The 16,099-nt window shown below is 70.9% G+C and carries 14 protein-coding genes and 1 pseudogene; 5 read left to right on the forward strand and 10 right to left on the reverse strand.

Annotated elements, in window-relative coordinates; genetic code table 11:
- Window positions 1-48: 48 nt before the first annotated feature.
- From CRP49_RS43835 to CRP49_RS43860, 6 genes and pseudogenes are all read right to left on the reverse strand, one after another.
- Window positions 49-1,656, reverse strand: coding sequence for a glycoside hydrolase family 13 protein (locus CRP49_RS43835; protein ID WP_097258895.1), 1,608 nt, complete (start codon window positions 1,654-1,656; stop codon window positions 49-51).
- 33 nt (window positions 1,657-1,689) lie between these two features.
- Window positions 1,690-2,565 carry a carbohydrate ABC transporter permease gene (locus CRP49_RS43840; protein ID WP_097258896.1) on the reverse strand — a complete coding sequence of 292 codons (876 nt, stop codon included), beginning with the start codon at window positions 2,563-2,565 and terminating at the stop codon, window positions 1,690-1,692.
- Window positions 2,562-3,515, reverse strand: coding sequence for a carbohydrate ABC transporter permease (locus tag CRP49_RS43845; RefSeq protein WP_097258897.1), 954 nt, complete (start codon window positions 3,513-3,515; stop codon window positions 2,562-2,564). The genes CRP49_RS43840 and CRP49_RS43845 overlap by 4 nt, the downstream gene beginning before the upstream one ends.
- Before the next feature lie 5 nt (window positions 3,516-3,520).
- A pseudogene (locus CRP49_RS43850) lies at window positions 3,521-4,872 on the reverse strand (ABC transporter substrate-binding protein).
- A 120-nt stretch (window positions 4,873-4,992) separates the two neighbouring features.
- On the reverse strand, window positions 4,993-5,991 hold the full coding sequence (locus CRP49_RS43855) for a LacI family DNA-binding transcriptional regulator (RefSeq protein ID WP_179852044.1): 999 nt from the start codon (window positions 5,989-5,991) through the stop codon (window positions 4,993-4,995).
- Window positions 5,992-6,114: 123 nt separating this feature from the next.
- On the reverse strand, window positions 6,115-6,786 hold the full coding sequence (locus tag CRP49_RS43860) for a hypothetical protein (RefSeq protein ID WP_179852045.1): 672 nt from the start codon (window positions 6,784-6,786) through the stop codon (window positions 6,115-6,117).
- A 240-nt stretch (window positions 6,787-7,026) separates the two neighbouring features.
- On the opposite strand from CRP49_RS43860, the gene CRP49_RS43865 reads away from it, so the two are divergent.
- Together CRP49_RS43865 and CRP49_RS43870 are read left to right on the forward strand one after the other, a co-directional pair.
- Complete coding sequence (locus CRP49_RS43865; RefSeq protein WP_094220991.1) at window positions 7,027-7,683, forward strand: helix-turn-helix transcriptional regulator; 657 nt, start codon at window positions 7,027-7,029, stop codon at window positions 7,681-7,683.
- Window positions 7,684-7,715: 32 nt separating this feature from the next.
- Complete coding sequence (locus tag CRP49_RS43870; RefSeq protein ID WP_097259346.1) at window positions 7,716-8,261, forward strand: toxin-antitoxin system, toxin component; 546 nt, start codon at window positions 7,716-7,718, stop codon at window positions 8,259-8,261.
- A 26-nt stretch (window positions 8,262-8,287) separates the two neighbouring features.
- On the opposite strand, the gene CRP49_RS43875 is transcribed toward CRP49_RS43870, so the two are convergent.
- Window positions 8,288-9,301 carry an alpha/beta fold hydrolase gene (locus tag CRP49_RS43875; RefSeq protein WP_218893027.1) on the reverse strand — a complete coding sequence of 338 codons (1,014 nt, stop codon included), beginning with the start codon at window positions 9,299-9,301 and terminating at the stop codon, window positions 8,288-8,290.
- 260 nt (window positions 9,302-9,561) lie between these two features.
- Between CRP49_RS43875 and CRP49_RS43880 the strand changes: the two genes are divergently transcribed.
- The gene (locus CRP49_RS43880; protein ID WP_097258901.1) at window positions 9,562-9,789 is read left to right on the forward strand and encodes a hypothetical protein; all 228 of its coding nucleotides are present in this window, start codon (window positions 9,562-9,564) and stop codon (window positions 9,787-9,789) included.
- A 24-nt stretch (window positions 9,790-9,813) separates the two neighbouring features.
- Here CRP49_RS43880 and CRP49_RS43885 read toward each other — a convergent pair whose 3' ends face one another.
- Both CRP49_RS43885 and CRP49_RS43890 read right to left on the reverse strand, forming a co-directional pair.
- Window positions 9,814-10,494 (reverse strand): 4'-phosphopantetheinyl transferase, encoded by a 681-nt coding sequence (locus tag CRP49_RS43885; protein ID WP_097258902.1) that lies wholly within the window; start codon window positions 10,492-10,494, stop codon window positions 9,814-9,816.
- On the reverse strand, window positions 10,442-11,347 hold the full coding sequence (locus CRP49_RS43890) for a metallophosphoesterase (protein ID WP_097258903.1): 906 nt from the start codon (window positions 11,345-11,347) through the stop codon (window positions 10,442-10,444). The genes CRP49_RS43885 and CRP49_RS43890 overlap by 53 nt, the downstream gene beginning before the upstream one ends.
- A gap of 291 nt (window positions 11,348-11,638) precedes the next feature.
- Here CRP49_RS43890 and CRP49_RS43895 point away from each other — a divergent pair, with 291 nt between their 5' ends.
- Together CRP49_RS43895 and CRP49_RS43900 are read left to right on the forward strand one after the other, a co-directional pair.
- Window positions 11,639-12,772 carry an ATP-grasp domain-containing protein gene (locus tag CRP49_RS43895; RefSeq protein ID WP_097258904.1) on the forward strand — a complete coding sequence of 378 codons (1,134 nt, stop codon included), beginning with the start codon at window positions 11,639-11,641 and terminating at the stop codon, window positions 12,770-12,772.
- Between the two features lie 134 nt (window positions 12,773-12,906).
- Window positions 12,907-14,595: a carbohydrate binding domain-containing protein gene (locus tag CRP49_RS43900; protein WP_097258905.1), complete on the forward strand. Its 1,689-nt coding sequence runs from the start codon at window positions 12,907-12,909 to the stop codon at window positions 14,593-14,595.
- Between the two features lie 250 nt (window positions 14,596-14,845).
- Here the strand turns inward: CRP49_RS43900 and CRP49_RS43905 are convergent, their stop codons facing one another.
- Window positions 14,846-16,096: an alpha-L-fucosidase gene (locus CRP49_RS43905; protein ID WP_097258906.1), complete on the reverse strand. Its 1,251-nt coding sequence runs from the start codon at window positions 16,094-16,096 to the stop codon at window positions 14,846-14,848.
- Window positions 16,097-16,099: the final 3 nt, after the last annotated feature.

Consider the following 16,099-nt stretch of genomic DNA (forward strand, 5'->3'; position numbering starts at 1 on the left):
CTTCGTGGTGGGGGTGCGTGGGATAGCAGGGGGTGCGGGGGGGGCGGCTCAGGCCCGCAGCCAGGCCGCCGTGTCCTGCGGCAGCCGGCCCTGGTCGTCCAACGGGCCGCTGCTGAGCAGGAGTCGGGAGTGCGCGGGGAGTTCGGCGGGTGCGGCGGCGAGGTTCACGACGCATGTCACGCCCTGCGCACGGGAGAAGGCGAGCACACCCTCGGGGGCGGGCAGCCAGGTCAGGGGGCCGTCGCCGAAGACCGGGCGGGCGGCGATGGCCTCGCGGTAGAGGGAGAGCATGGAGTATGCGTTCTGCTGCTGAAGGTCGACCGCATACGATGTCCAGTCGACCGGCTGCGGCAGCCACGGCTCCTCGCGTGAGCCGAATCCCGCGTACGGCGCGTCGGCCGCCCAGGGCAGCGGCACCCGGCAGCCGTCCCGGCCCGGGGCGACACCCCGCGATCGGAAGTACATCGGATCCTGTATGCGGTCGGCCGGGATCTCGGCCTCGGGCAGCCCCAGCTCCTCCCCCTGGTAGAGGTACACCGCCCCGGGCAGCGCCAGCGACAGCAGGGCCGCCGCCCGGGCCCGGCGGGTGCCGAGCGCCAGGTCCGTCGGGGTGCCGAAAGCCTTGGTGGCGAAGTCGAAGGCGGTGTCCTCGCGGCCGTAGCGGGTGACCGTGCGCGTCACGTCGTGGTTGCACAGCACCCAGGTGGCCGGGGCGCCGACGGGGGCGTACTCGGCGAGGGTGCTGTCGATGGCGGCGCGCAGCCGGTCGGCGTCCCAGGGGCAGGACAGGAAGGAGAAGTTGAAGGCGGTGTGGAGTTCGTCGGGGCGCAGGTAGCGGGCGAAGCGTTCGGGGTCGGGGAGCCAGACCTCGCCGACGAACACGCCGTCGTAGGCGTCGGCGACGGCGCGCCAGGAGCGGTAGATGTCGTGGAGTTCGTCGCGGTCGACGAACGGGTGCGGCTCGGGGTGGGTGGCGAGGTCGGGCAGGTCCGGGTCCTTGGCGAGCAGGGCCGCCGAGTCGATGCGGACGCCGGCCACACCGCGCTCGAACCAGAAGCGCAGGATGTCCTCGTGTTCCTGGCGAACCGCCGGGTGGGCCCAGTTGAGGTCGGGCTGCTCGGGGGTGAACAGGTGCAGGTACCAGTCGCCGTCGGGCAGCCGGGTCCAGACCGGTTCGGTGGAGCCGACGAACTGCGAGGGCCAGTCGTTGGGCGGGAGTTCGCCGTGCGGCCCGCGTCCGGGCCGGAAGTGGAACAGCTCGCGCTCGGGGCTGCCGGGCCCTGCGGCGAGCGCCGCCCGGAACCAGGGGTGCTGGTCGGAGACGTGGTTGGGCACGATGTCGACGATCGTGCGGATGCCCAGCTCGCGCGCCTCGGAGATGAGTTTCTCGGCTTCGGCGAGGGTGCCGAAGGCCGGGTCGACGGCACGATAGTCGGCGACGTCGTAGCCGCCGTCCTTCATCGGTGACAGGTACCAGGGGTTGAACCACAGGGCGTCCACGCCGAGTTCAGCGAGGTACGGCAGCCGGGCGCGGACCCCCGCGAGGTCGCCGGTGCCGTCGCCGTCGCCGTCCGCGAAGCTGCGGACGTACACCTGGTAGATGACGGCCGAGCGCCACCAGTCAGGGTCCTTCGGGGCATGGGTGGGCTGTCCCACTGAGCTTCCCTTTCTGTAGACGGGGCGGCGGCGTCAGCCCTTGGTGCTGCCCGCGCTGATCCCGGCGATGATGTGCCGCTGGAAGACGAGGAACAGCGCCACCATCGGGATGCTGGCGATCACCATCGCGGCGATGAGCACGGTGAGCTGGATGTTCTGCGACAGCTGGACCAGGGCCACGCTGATCGGCTGCTTGCCGGTGTCGGAGAAGACCATCAGCGGCCACAGGAAGTCCTGCCACACCGCGACCAGGGCGAAGATCGACACCACGCCGAGGACCGGCCGGGACATGGGGAGGACGACCGACCACAGGATGCGCAGTCTGCCCGCGCCGTCGATCTCGGCGGCCTCCAGGACGTCATGCGGCAGCTGGTCGAAGAACCGCTTCAGCAGATACAGGTTGAAGGCGTTGGCCACGGCCGGGAGCCAGATGGCGAGGGGGTCGTTGAGCAGGCTGGTGTGGATCAGCGGGAGGTCTGCGACGGTCAGGTACTTGGGTACGACCAGTGCCTGGGCCGGGACCATCAGGGTGGCGAGGATGCCGCCGAGGACCACCTTGCCGAAGGCCGGCTTCAGCTTGGACAGGGCGTAGGCGGCCGCCGTGCAGAAGACCAGCTGGAACGCCCAGGCGCCGGCCGCCTGCACGACCGTGTTCCACAGGTGCTGGGGCAGCTGCATCAGGTCCCAGGCGTCGGTGTAGCCGCCGGTGTGCCAGTGCTGCGGGATCAGTGTCGGCGGGGTCCGGGCCACCTCGTCCGGGGACTTCATCGCGCCGGTCACCATCCAGTAGACCGGGAAGAGGAAGGCGAGCGCGAAGAGCAGGACGACGCCGGTGAACACGGTCCAGTAGGCGGCCTTGCCGCGGGGGCGGGCGAGCGTGGCCGGGGAGATCAGGGTCCGGGTGCTCATGCGTCCCCCTCGGAGCGGGTGAGCCGCAGATAGACGGCGGAGAAGGCGCCGAGCAGGACGAGGAGCATCACGCTGAGCGCGCAGGCGCCGCCGAAGTCGTTGTAGAGGAAGGCGTACTTGTAGATGAGGTAGAGGACGGTGACCGTGGCGTTCTCCGGTCCGCCGCCCGTGATGACGAACGGTTCGGTGAACACCTGCATGGTGGCGATGATCTGAAGGAGCATCAGCATCAGGATGACGAACCGGGTCTGCGGGATCGTCACGTGCCGGATGCGCTGGAGCAGGTTCGCGCCGTCGAGTTCGGCGGCCTCGTACAGCTCGCCGGGGATGGACTGCAGGGCGGCCAGGTAGATGAGGACGGTGCCGCCCATGTTGGCCCAAGTGGCCACGATCACCAGTGACACGAGTGCGGTGTCGGTGCCGTTGGACCAGTTCGAGGTGGGCAGGTGCAGGAAGCGCAGCGCCTCGTTGGCGAGGCCGGCTCCGGGGTCGTAGAACCACTTCCACAGCAGGGCGCTGACCACCGGCGGGATCATCACCGGCAGGTAGACCACGACCCGGAAGAAGGCCTTCGCGTGCCGCAGCTCGTTGAGGACGAGGGCGAGGACGAAGGGGACGGCGAAGCCCAGCAGCAGGGCCAGCAGGGTGAAGGTGAGGGTGTTGCGCCAGGCCGCCGTGAACTCGGGGTCGTGCCAGACGCGGGTGAAGTTGGCGGTGCCGACCCACTCGGGCGAGGAACCGGGCGTGTACTTCTGGAAGGCGATGACGACCGCGCGGATCGCCGGGTACCAGGAGAACAGCACGAAGCAGATCAGGCCGCCGAGGAGGAAGCCGTAGGCACGGGCCTGGTCGGCGAGGCGGCGCCGCCCCCGGCCCCCTACCGGGGGCGGCGCCTGCACCGGGTGGACGGCGGCCTCCTCGGCCGGGCGCCGCTCGGCCGTCTTCGTCATGGCCGTCAGCTCCGGGCCAGAATGCTGTCGATCTTGCCTGACGCGTCCTTCAGGAGCTGGTCGATGTCCGCGTCCTTCTTGGTGAGGACGGCGGAGACGACACCGTCGAGGACGGAGTAGATCTGCTGGGCGTCCGGCGGCTCGATCTTCATCTGAAGCTGCTGGTTGCCGTCGAGGAAGGCCTGGTAGTTCTCCACCGGCACGTTGGCGTTGGCCTTCTTGACCTGCTGGTCCTTGGCGTCGGCGGCGCCGGTGAACAGGCGCGGCTCGGGCAGGCCGACCGGCGCGTCGTTCTTCTTGGCGCGGGCGTAGTCGCCGAGGAAGCCCGATCCCGGGGTGAGGAACATGTGATCCAGCCACTTCAGGCCGGCGCGGATCTGGGCGGGCGTGTCCTTCTTGTTGAACATGTAGCCGTCGCCGCCGATGAGGGTGCCCTTGCCGCCGGGCATGGGGGCGAGGGCGAGGTCCCTGTAGTTTCCGCCCTTCTCCTTGACCAGGATCGGGATGTTGTCGGGGGCGCTGAGGTACATGCCGAGCTTGCCCGAACCCATCATCTGCTGCACGTCGTTGATGATGAGGAGCTGCTTGCTGCCCATCGAGTCGTCGGTCCACCGCATGTCGTGCAGGTTCTGCAGGACGGCGTGGCCCTCGGGGTGTCGACGGTGGCCTTCTTGCCGTCGGCGTTGACGACGTCGCCGCCCTGCGAGTACAGCTCCGCGGTGAAGTGCCAGCCGCCCTGGTTCTGTGCGCTGTAGTCGGCGTATCCGACGGTGCCGTTGCCGAGAGCAGCGATCTTCTTGGCGTCGGCACGGACCTCGTCCCAGGTCGCCGGGGGCTTGTCGGGGTCGAGTCCGGCCTTCTCGAAGAGCTTGCGGTTGTAGATCAGCCCCATGCTGTATCCGGTACGCGGTATGCCGTAGACCTTTCCGTCCACGGTGTAGATGTCCCGCAGCTGCTTCTGGATGGTGTCGTAGCTCTTCAGTTCCTTGAGGTACGGCGTGAGGTCGGCGGCCTGGTTGATGTCGACGACGTGCCTGGCGTCGGTGAAGTACGTGTAGAAGACGTCCTCCATCTGGCCGCCGGCGAGCTTGGCGTCGAACGTCTTCGGGTCCTGGCAGGGGAAGGCGTCGTGCGCGACGACGTCGATGTGCGGGTTCCGCTTCTCGAACGAGGCGATGTCCTCCTCGAAGAACCGCCGGTCGACCTTGGCGCTCTTGGGTGGCTCGCAGTTGACCGTGATGCGGGTCTTGCCGCTCGCCGAGCCGTCGTCGCCCGACCCACAGGCGGACGCGGCGAGGGCGAGCGAGGAACAGACGCCGATCGCGGCGACGGTACGGCGGAACCCGGTGCTTCTCATCGGTGGACCCCCAGATGGCACTCATGGCAGGAGCGGTGGGCGCCGCACACTCAAGCACCGACGACATCGGGCCGCAAGATGTCGCGCAGAATCTGTAATTATTCAACAGTCGCGTGGATCTCAGGGGCGTGGCACTTGCGCGGTCGACCCGCGGACCACCAGTTCCGGTTCGAACAGCAGCTCCTCGGCCGGTACGGCCGTCCCGCCGATCTGCGCGTTCAGCAGCTCGACCGCCGCCCGGCCCATGGCCTCGATGGGCTGGCGGACGGTGGTCAGCGGGGGTTCGGTGCAGTTCATGAACGCGGAGTCGTCGTAGCCGACCACGGAGACCTGGGACGGGACGTCGAGCCCCTTGCGGCGGGCCGCCCTGATCGCGCCGAGCGCGAGCGGGTCGCTGGCGCAGATGATGCCCGTGACGCCTTGGTCCATCAGCCGGGCGGCCGCCGCGTGGCCGCCCTCGATGGAGAAGATGGCCCGGGCGACGAAGGCGTCCGGCAGCTCCCCGGCGACCGCCCGCGCCGCCGCCAGCTTCCGTGCCGACGGCACATGGTCACCCGGCCCGAGCACGAGGCCGATCCGCTCGTGCCCCAGGGAGGCCAGGTGCCGCCAGGCCTGCTCGACGGCGACGGCGTCGTCGCAGGACACGCCCGGGAAGCCGAGGTGTTCAATGGCCGCGTTGACCAGCACCACCGGGATGTTGCGGTCGGCGAGCAGCCGGTAGTGGTCGTGCGGGGCGTCGGCCTGCGCATACAGGCCGCCGGCGAAGACGACACCGGAGACCTGCTGCTGCAGCAGCAGTTCCACGTAGTCCGCTTCCGAGACCCCGCCCTTGGTCTGGGTGCACAGCACCGGGGTGAGTCCCAGCTGGGCGAGGGCGCCCCCGATGACCTCGGCGAACGCCGGGAAGATGGGGTTCTGCAGCTCGGGCAGGACCAGGCCGACGAGCCGGGCGCGTTCGCCGCGGAGCTGGGTGGGGCGCTCGTAGCCGAGGACGTCGAGGGCCGTCAGCACGGCCTGCCGGGTGGCCTCGGAGACGCCGGGCTTGCCGTTGAGCACCCGGCTGACCGTGGCCTCGCTGACCCCGACCTTCTTCGCCACTTCCGCAAGTCGTCGCGTCATGCGCGCAAGAGTAGCGCAAGTTATGCAAGCTGCTTGCGTAAGCGCGGGCGTGGGGTGCCGTAGGACGGAGAGACGGGTTTCCTGCCCGGCCCCGTCGGCGACCTGAACGCCGACGGAGCCGGGTCAGTCCTGGGGGTCCGGGACGACCGTCAGATGCGTGCCCGCTCCGCGCGGCCGGCGCGGACGGCGCGAGGTCGCGGCCGGGCGGCGGGCGTCACGCAGGACCATGGTCAGGCGGGTGCAGCCGATCTCCTGGAGCGTCAGGGGCGTCTCCTCGACGATCCGGCACTCGGTCGGGCCCCGGCGCGGATCGGGGTGGAGCAGGAGGCGTACGGCACCGTCAAGCTGGGTGCCGGCCTCGCCGACGGCGCGGATCCAGTGCGGCAGGCCCTGCCGGTAGGCGGCCTCCATGATCGGGTCCTGGGCGATGTCCCGGCGGACGGCCTGGAGTTCGTGGTCGTGGCCGTAGCGCTCGACGGCGGTCTTGAAGTGGGCCAGCATCGGCAGGCACCAGCCCGCCTCGTGGTCGCCGAGGATCTCGGCGGCATCGGGGTGGAACAGGACGAACCGCAGGAAGTTGCCCCCGGGCATGGCCGTCGGATGAGGGCGCACGCCCCGGAAAAGTGTCTCGAAAGCGCCGTTGGCGATCACCACGTTCCACCGGTGGTCGACGACCAGGGACGGGAGCGGAACGGCCTCCAGAAGGGTGGCGTAGTCCTGCAGATACGCCTGGACCTCACAGCCCTCGGGGACGGGCCGCGGCGCCGGCCACTGCCCTCCTGCCTGATGTGCCATCGGGAGGTCACCCCTCTTGCCTCTGCGGCCTTCACGCGGCGAAGCGATCCTGCTGCCCCGACGAGATCCATGTCAACTATCGTGGCATTTCATGCCGGTTGACGGCCGAAATTCGCCACAGTTGTGGCGAGACCTGGATGTGAGTTCGAAGCACCCGCTACTCTCCGGGAAGTTCACGACAACCGCTTGTGAGAAGCACGGACGCACCTCAAGCCCTCGAGAGACGTAGGAGTTCTGTCGGTGACGGATGGCTACGAGGATCCGGGCGCCACGGAGACCGCTCAGCTGCCGGCCGTCGTCGCCCGCGTCACCGCACTCGCCGGCCGGCTCGGCGTACCGCAGGCCGAAGTCTTCGACACAGGGCGGCTCTCCGTCGCCTGCGGTGTCCCGGAGCCGGTGGTCAAGGCCCTGCTCAGCGGCCGCCCGGCGGGCGAGCCGGACGTCCAGGCCCGCTTTCTGCAGCGCCTGGACCTGCTGCGCCGCACCCGGCTGAAGCCCAATGGCCGCAAGTACACCCAGCAGGAGATCGCCGACGGCGCGGGCATGTCCCGGCAGCAGGCCGGCGCGCTCATCAACGGCGACCGGCGGCCCACCATGGAGCACTGCGACGCCTTGCAGCGGTTCTTCCGGGTGCACGCCGGTTTCCTGACCGCGGAGGACCCCGAGGCCCTCGCGGGTGCGCTGCAGCGCACCGAGCAGGAGCTGCTGCAGAAGCTCGCCGACCGGGAGCGGGCCGCGGCCGAGGCGGCGGACGATCCGCTGGAGCGGCTGCTGCAGGACCACGGCGTGCGGGGGATCGCCTGGCGGGCCGCGCAACTGCCCACCGACCAGCACCGGGACAAGGTCGCGGAGTGGCTCGACATGCTGCTGGAGAGCGTCAAGCGGCCCGAGTCGTGAACCAGGGGAGGACTGTGGGCATCGGCAGGGACATGCGCCGGCTGTGCGCCGAGCTGGTCGGGGAACTCACCCTGCCGGCACCGGCCCCGCCGCACGAGCTGTACCGCGCGCTGTGCGAGACGATGAGCCGCCGCCGCGGCCGCCCCGTCCACTTCCGTACGGCCGCCTTCCCGCCCGGTACGGCCAGCGGGCTGTGGCTGGACATGGCCGACCGCGATCTGATCGTCGTGGAGGAACGCACCGCGCCCGCCCACCAGTTGGTCATCCTCGGTCACGAGCTGTGGCACATGCAGGCCGACCACTGCGGCCACCACCTCGACCACGCCGGGATCGGCGTCGCGACCCGTCTGCTGAGCGACGACACGGACCAGGCCGCCCTGCAGGCCACGATCCACCGCGTCGCCGCCCGCACCCGCTTCGACCAGGCCGAGGAACGCGAGGCCGAGACCTTCGGCCTGCTCCTCGCCAGCAAGTGCCGTACCTGGCTGGCCGGTTCGGCCCTGCGCGGCCCGGGCCGGCGGGACGACGTGGCGGGCCGCATCGAGGCGTCGCTCGGGTACCCGGGGCCCCAGGGCTGACCCCCGGCACCCCACCACCGCGGACCTCACGTCGCGCTGCGTTCGCTCGCCTCGCGCAGTTCCCGCTGCCGTGCGTCGGCGCGGGCCGTGCCCGGGCCGCCCTCCAGGAGGAGTTCTCGCCAGCGTTCCCGGCTCCAGGCGGCCGGTGCGGTGGTGGAGGTGAACTCCTGGACCAGGGCGAGGAAGCGGGCCGGGTCGGTGTGGAAGGGGAAGTGGCCGGCGCCCTCGAAGATCTCCAGACGGCTGCCGGGCATGGCCGCGTGGGCGCCGTACGCGTGCCGGACCGGCACCACGCTGTCCCGGTCGCCCCAGAGCAGCAGGGTGGGCATGCCCTGGGTGAGGTAGCAGCGGTCCAGCATGGTGACCACCTGGCCGCGCCAGTCGACGACCGCACGCAGGGTGCGGATGAAGGCGTTGCGGGAGGTGCCGTCCGGCAACGCGTCCACCAGGGTGAGCAGTTCGGGCGCGTCCTGGCCGAGGTCGGTGTCCAGCAGCTTCAGCAGCCGGGCGGCGAGGCCGATGTTCAGGCGCATGCCGGGCAGCCGCAGCGCGGAGAGCATCAGGTCGGCGCCGGGCAGCGAGACCAGCCGCAGCACGGGGTTGACCTCACGGCCCACTCCGCCCGCGCTGACCAGGATGAGGCGTTCGGTGCGCTCGGGGAACTGGTAGGCGAACTGCATCGCCACTCCCCCGCCCAGCGAGTGCCCGACCAGCGTCGCCGACTCGATGCCCAGCGCGGTGAGCAGATCGCGCAGGCCGTTGGCGTACGCGGCCACCGAGTAGTCGGCGCGCGGCCGGTCGGAGCCGCCGTGCCCGAGCAGGTCGGGCGCGATCACGGTGTGAGTACGGGCGAGGTCCGGGATCAGGTCGGCCCAGGTGGCCGAGGAGTCGCCGATGCCGTGGACGAGGACCAGGGCCGGGCCCCGGCCCGCCATGCGGAAGGCGCGCCGGTAGCCGTGCACGACCCGGTGGTGCGGCTGGAGTTCGGTGTCGCCCACCGGACGCAGCCGTACGGCCCGCACCGGGCGCGGTCGCGGCATGTCGGCCACCCTGCGTCCTCCCTCCGTCGACCGGGCCGGACGATCACGCGTACGCGGCCGCCGGCCCCCTCCTTCCAGCGTAGGCAGGCCTGCGCACTGGGGGTTTCGGTGGCGTTTCGCCTCGGCTAAGCGGGCGAACCGAGGCAGAGCCGAACGGCGTTGTCAGTGGTGGACGGCAAGCTGGTGGTGTGCGCCGCGCGACGCGGTGCACGGCGCCGCAGGGCGCGTGACCGTGACGCCGAACCGGGGAGAGCCGACCGATGCCCACCGCCGTACTGACCGACCGTGAGCGCACCGCCGTACAGGCCTATCTGAGGCTGCTGCACACCGTGCGCGCCGCCTTCGACGGGCCTGTGGACGGCGGCCGGCCCGTCGTGGTGCCGCCCGCCGTGCTCGCCGAGGCGGACGGGGCCCTGGCGCGGGCGGGACTCGCGGGCAACGAGGAGGAGTTCTTCAGGTTGCTGCGCCACTGGTGCCCACAGGAGTGAGGCGGCGGTGCGGGGCCGTCCCGTTCAGTGGTGCGGGACGGCCACCGTCGTCAGGACGAGACCGTCCGCGACCAGCCAGCGACCGTCGAACCCGGTCAGGCGTACGCCGTCCACCACCGGCCCCGGGACGAGGAGCCGGGCGTGGAAGCGGCCGCGTGTCCCCGGGCCCGGTTCGGTGATCAGCTCGATGTCGGCCTCGGAGAAGTCCAGCCAGGCGCGGGCGAGCGGAAACCACGCCTTGTAGACGGACTCCTTGGCGCTGAACAGCACCCGGCCCCAGTGCACGCCGGGCCGGGTGGCGCACAGCCGGCGGTGCCGGTCCTGCTCGGCGGGCAGGGCGATGCTCTCGAACACACCCTCCGGCAGCGGTCCGTGCACCTCGGCGTCGATCCCGAGGGAGGCCAGATCCGCGGCGCGGACCAGTGCGGCGGCGCGGTACCCGTCGCAGTGGGTCATGCTGCCGACGAGCCCGGCCGGCCAGCGGGGCGAACCGCGCTCGCCGGTCAGCACGGGCTGCGGCGGCACCCCGAGCTTCTCCATGGCGCGCCGGGCGCAGACCCGTACGGCCGCGAACTCCCGGCGACGCTTGGCCACCGCCCGTGCGACGAGCTGCTGCTCCTCCGGGTACAGCGAGGTCTCCTGGTCCTCGTGGTCACCGAACGCTTCCACGGCCACCACCGACTCCGGGAGCAGCTCCTCGATCACCGGGTCCGACCTCCATCGGCAGAATGCGGCGCGGCTTCCCCGGGGGTACCGAGCGCTTGCGCCATTCACGTGGGTATCCGACGGACACCTCTTCGAAGCGGACGCCCTCGTGCCAGGTCGTCCGCGGTATGTGCAGATGTCCGTAGACCATCGTCTCGACCCGGAACCGGCGGTGCCAGTCGGCGGTCAGGGCGGTGCCGCACCACATGGCGAACTCCGGGTGCCAGAGCACGTCCATCGGGTGCCGGTCGAGCGGATAGTGGTTCGCGAGGACGGTGGGCAGGTCCGCCGGCAGCTCGGCGAGTCTGCGCTCGGTCTGGGCGACGCGGGCCCGGCACCAGTCCTCGCGGGTCGGGTAGGGGTCCGGGTGGAGCAGGTACTCGTCGTTGCAGACGATGCCGGTGCTCTCCGCGTAGGCCAGGCCCTCCGCCTTGGTGGCGCAGCCGGCCGGCAGGAAGGAGTAGTCGTACAGCAGGAACAGCGGGGCGACGACGACCGGTCCGCCCGGGCCGCGCCAGACCGGGTACGGATCCTCGGGCGTGGTCACGCCCAGTTCCCGGCACAGGGCGACGAGGTGCTCGTACCGGGCGACGCCGCGCAGGGTGACGGTGTCCCTCGGATGGGTCCACAGGTCGTGGTTGCCGGGGGCCCACAGGACCTTGCTGAAGCGGTCCGCGAGGGTGGCGAGGGTCCAGTGGATGTCCTCCACGGTCTCCGCGATGTCCCCGGCGACGATCAGCCAGTCGTCGTCCGTCCCTGGCCGCATGCGCTCGACGAGCGCGCGGTTCTCCGGATAGGAGATGTGCAGGTCACTGATGGCCAGTAGCTGTCCGGCCCCGGCCGTCGAATCCACCCCGCACCCCTTCCGATCATCCTGTCCGCACCACGACAACACATTCACCGGCCCGGGGACAAGGGGAACCCGCGTCGGGCGGGTGCCCCTGGCCGGCTCCGGACGGCCCTGGACAGCCCCGGGAAATCCGTAACATGCGCGTTGCACGCGCGGGCTCTTGAAAGCCGTATGATCGCCCCAACGCCAACGCCCTTAATTCCCCTTCGCACAGGGTTGTTTGGTGTCCCTTCCTTCCTCCTGCCCGGGCACGGGCCGCTGAGCCCTGCCCGAAAACCCTGAAAGGCGGCCTGCATGCTCTCTCGCGTACGCGTCTGGCTCAACCGCACGTACGCGGAGAACGTGTTCTTCATGGATCAGCTGCGGAGAAATCCCAGCGACCGGGCGGTCGAGATCCATGCCACGCACGGGGACGCCGACTCCCCCGTGCTGGCCGCCGCCGACACCGCCGACCTGGAGCCGGAGGGCCTGTCCCCGGCCGCGTACGTCGAGTACGCCCTCGACCAGTGCGCACGGCGCGGCATCGACGTGTTCGTGCCCCGGCTGCACCAGACGGCGATCGTGGCGCACCGGGCCGAGTTCGCGGCGGTGGGTACGGCGCTGCTGGCGCCGACCCCCGAGGCGGTGGCCGTGTTCGAGGACAAGGCGACCGCGTACGAGGCGGTCCGCTCGGTCGGCGTGCCGGTGCCGCCGTGGTGGCGGGTGCGTACGGCCGACGAACTCGTCGCCGCCGTCGAGGAGTTGGAGGCGGCCGGGCACCGGGCGTGCTTCAAGCCGGCCGCCGGCGCGGGCGGGGTCGGCTTCCGTGTGATCACGCGCGCCCCCTTCTCGCTCATGCACCTCAACGGCTTCCCGGGCCCGTACGTCCAGCTGGACCTGGTCGTCGAGGCGCTGGAGCGGGCCGAGGAGAAGGTGGACTGGCTGGTGATGCCGCGCCTGGAGCAGCCGGAGGTGTCCGTCGACTGCCTGACCGGGCCGGACAACCGCCTCCGGCTGTCCGTGGGCCGCACCAAGAACGGCCGCCGCCGGGGCTTCACCCTGCACGAGCAGTGGCTGGAGCCGGCCCGGCTGATCGCGGAGGGCTTCGGGCTGCACTACCTGTCCAACATCCAGTTCCGGATGCTCGGGGACCGCCCGGTGCTGCTGGACGTCAACACGCGGCCCGCGGGCGGGCTGCACCAGCTGTCGCTCTGTGGGGTGAACGCGCCTTGGGCGGCCGTGCAGTTGGCCCTCGGCGAAGACCCGGGCGTGGTCGAGCCGCCGTTCCTCGGGCAGGACTACACGGTGGTGTCGGGGCCGCGGCCGTTGCGGCCGGTGACTCTGCCCCAGCAGCGGGTCGAGGAGCCGGAGGTTCTGCTGCCGGCCGTACCGGCACCCGCTCACGAAGTCACCACGGAGGCCGGCGCTCCCGCCACCGCCCCCGCATAGCCACATCCCCCACACCGGTCTGGACCAATTCGGGCTCACCCTCTTGACACCCGGATTGGTCCATACCAACTTGGTTGGCGCACCTCCGCACTCCCCTGCACTCCCGAACACCCCATTCCCCACAGGGAGATCGCGTGCGCCACATACTCGGGCGTCCCAGACGCCGGTTTCTCGCCCTCCTCGGCACCGCCGCCCTCGCGCTCGGCGGAGCCATCGCCCTCCCCGGCACCGCTCAAGCCGCGAACATCCTCACCAACCCCGGCTTCGAGTCGGGCAGCCTCTCCCCCTGGAGCTGCACCGGCAACCTCGGTTCGGTCGTCTCCTCCCCCGTGCACGGCGGCTCCAAGGCCCTGCAGGGGGCGGTGACGTCGAGCGACAACGCGCAGTGCAGCCAGACGGTCGCGGTCCAGCCGAACACGACGTACTCCCTCAGCGGCTGGGTCCGCGGCTCGTACGTCTATCTCGGCGTCAACGGCGGCGCCTCCACCTGGACGACGTCCCCGTCCGCCTACAGCCAGCTCAGCGTCTCCTTCACCACCGGCGCCTCGCAGACCAGCGCCACCATCTATGTGCACGGCTGGTACGCGCAGGGCACGTACTACGCCGACGACATCAGCCTGGACGGCCCGGGCGGCGGCGGAGGCGGCGGGGACACCCAGGCGCCGACCGCGCCCAGCGGGCTCACCTCGACCGGCAAGACCTCGTCGAGCGTGTCGCTGCAGTGGAACGCCTCCTCGGACAACGTGGGCGTGACAGCGTACGACATCTACAGCGGATCGAGCCAGGTCCTCAGCGTCTCCGGTACGTCCGCCACGGTCAGCGGGCTGTCGCCGAGCACGTCGTACACCTTCAGCGTGAAGGCGCGGGACGCGGCCGGGAACGTGTCGGCGGCCTCCAACTCCGTCTCCGTCACCACGGACGCGGGCAGCGGCGGCGGCACCGGCTTCAAGCAGGCGGCGCCGTACCTGTACGAGGGCTGGGGCGATCCGCCGAGCCCGAGCACGGTGATGAGCGCGACCGGCATCAAGTGGTTCACGATGGCGTTCGTGCTGGACTCGGGCGGCTGCACCCCCGCCTGGGACGGCAGCCGGGCGCTGACCGGCGGTGTCGATCAGACCGCCATCAACCAGATCCGTTCGGCGGGCGGTGACATCGTCCCGTCGTTCGGCGGCTGGCAGGGCAGCAAGCTGGGCGCGAACTGCTCCTCGTCGAGTGCGCTGGCCGGGGCCCTGCAGAAGGTGATCGACGCCTACTCGCTCAAGGCGATCGACATGGACATCGAGAACACGGACGAGTTCGAGAACGAGGCCGTCCAGGCGAAGATCCTCACCGCCCTGAAGACGGTCAAGGCCAACAACCCCGGCCTGAAGACCATCGTCACCTTCGGCACCTCGACCACCGGCCCGACCTACTACGGCAACCGGCTCATCGAGCAGGCGCAGTCGCTCGGCGCCAACATCGACGTCTTCACCATCATGCCGTTCGACTTCGGCGGCGGCTCCGACATGTACGGCAACACCGTCAACGCGGCCGAGGGGCTGAAGGCCAAGCTCAAGTCGACCTTCGGCTGGGACGACGCGACCGCCTACTCGCACATCGGCATCTCCGGCATGAACGGCCTGTCCGACCAGCAGGAGAACACCACTCCGGCGATCTGGACCCAGATCCGCGACTGGGCGAACTCGCACCACATCGCCCGGCTCGCCTACTGGGCCGTCAACCGCGACCGGCCGTGCCCCGGCGGTGGCGTGGTGAGCAACTGCTCCGGCATCAGCCAGAACAACTGGCAGTTCACCTCGATCACGGCCGGGTTCACCGGCTGAGCACGGCCCCGGTGCACCCGGAATCCCCCCGGCTCCCGGGCCGGGGGGATTTTTTTCCGCCCGGGGTGTATCAGGGTGCGGCCCGGCCGCTCTCACTATCAGGAACGGGAAACACGGGGGACAACGGGGGAAGCACCGACGGGGGAAGCACCAACGGGGGTACGGGGGATCGGGTCGGTCGGTCGCGGTCACGGGGAGCGACCGGCCGACCCGATGCACATCTCCCGGGGCGCAAGCAGGTGCACCGCCGTCAGAAGCGGCCCGCCCCCCGGTAGAGCTCCAGCTCACCGTCCAGCTCCACCGCGAGCACCGTGGCGTGCGGGTCGAGGTCGGCCCCGCCGGGCGGCTCGATCCACAGCACCCCGGGCGTCTCGTGCAGACCGCCGGTGACCCGGTGGGCCAGCTCCCTGCCGGTGCCGAGCACGCTGACCCGGCGCACCTTGCCGAGCAGCCCGCGTACGTTGATCTCGGCGCGCGGGGCGTCGAACAGGACCAGGTACAGGGTGCGGCGGTCCGCGGACAGGGTGCTCGGGCCGTAGTGGTGCCCGGCGGGCAGCCCCCGCACGGTTCCGTACACGGCCTCCGCATGCTTGCGGATCCAGTCGCCGAGCCCTTCGAGGCGTTCGGCCTGCTCGGCCGGGATCGTCCCGTCCTCCCGCGGGCCGACGTCGAGCAGCAGGTTGCCTCCGCCGCCGATGGTCTCCGTGAAGTACCGGATCAGCTGGTCGACCGACTTGTGGTTGTGGTCGTGGTGCTGGAAACCCCAGGAGTCGTTGACCGTCAGGCACAGCTCCCAGGGGCCCTCCGGCGGGACCACCGGGGCGCCCTGCTCGGGCGTGGCGTAGTCGCCCTCGCTCAGCATGCGGGCGTTGAAGACGACGTCCGGCGAGTACGAGCGGATCAGCGCGGCGAGTTCGGGGATGCGCCACTGCTCCTCGCTGCGGTCCCACTCGCCGTCGAACCACATCAGGTCGGGCCGGTAGCGGGAGGCCAGCTCCCGGATCTGGCCGTCCCGGTAGGCGATGAACCGCTCCCAGGCGTCCAGGTCCTCGAACTCGGCCGCGACCTCGGAGTACCGGTTGTCCTCCTGCTCCGGCGGGCGGCCCGGCCTGCGCGTGGAGGCGTAGTCCGGGTGGCTCCAGTCGGAGTGGGAGTAGTAGAGGCCGACCTTGAGTCCCTGTTCGCGCAGGGCCTCGGCGTACGGCCCGACGAGGTCGCGGCCCAGGCCGAGGTCGCCGTACGCGGTGTCCCACAGGGCGACGCCGTCGTGGTGCCGGCTGGTCAGCACGGCGTACCGGGCGCCCGCGCGGGCGAACAGGGCCGCCCAGTCGCGCGGGTGGTAGCGCGCGGCCGTGAACCGGCCGAGCTGGGACATGTACCGGTCGTACGGCACGATGTCGTCGTAGAACGACCAGGACTCCTGGACGCCGTCGACGGCGTAGATGCCCCAGTGGACGAAGATCCCCAACTTGGCGTCGGTGAACCAGGGTTGTACGGCCATGGG

The sequence above is a fragment of the Streptomyces sp. Ag109_G2-15 genome (assembly GCF_900215565.1).
GTDB classification, from domain to species: domain Bacteria; phylum Actinomycetota; class Actinomycetes; order Streptomycetales; family Streptomycetaceae; genus Streptomyces; species Streptomyces diastatochromogenes.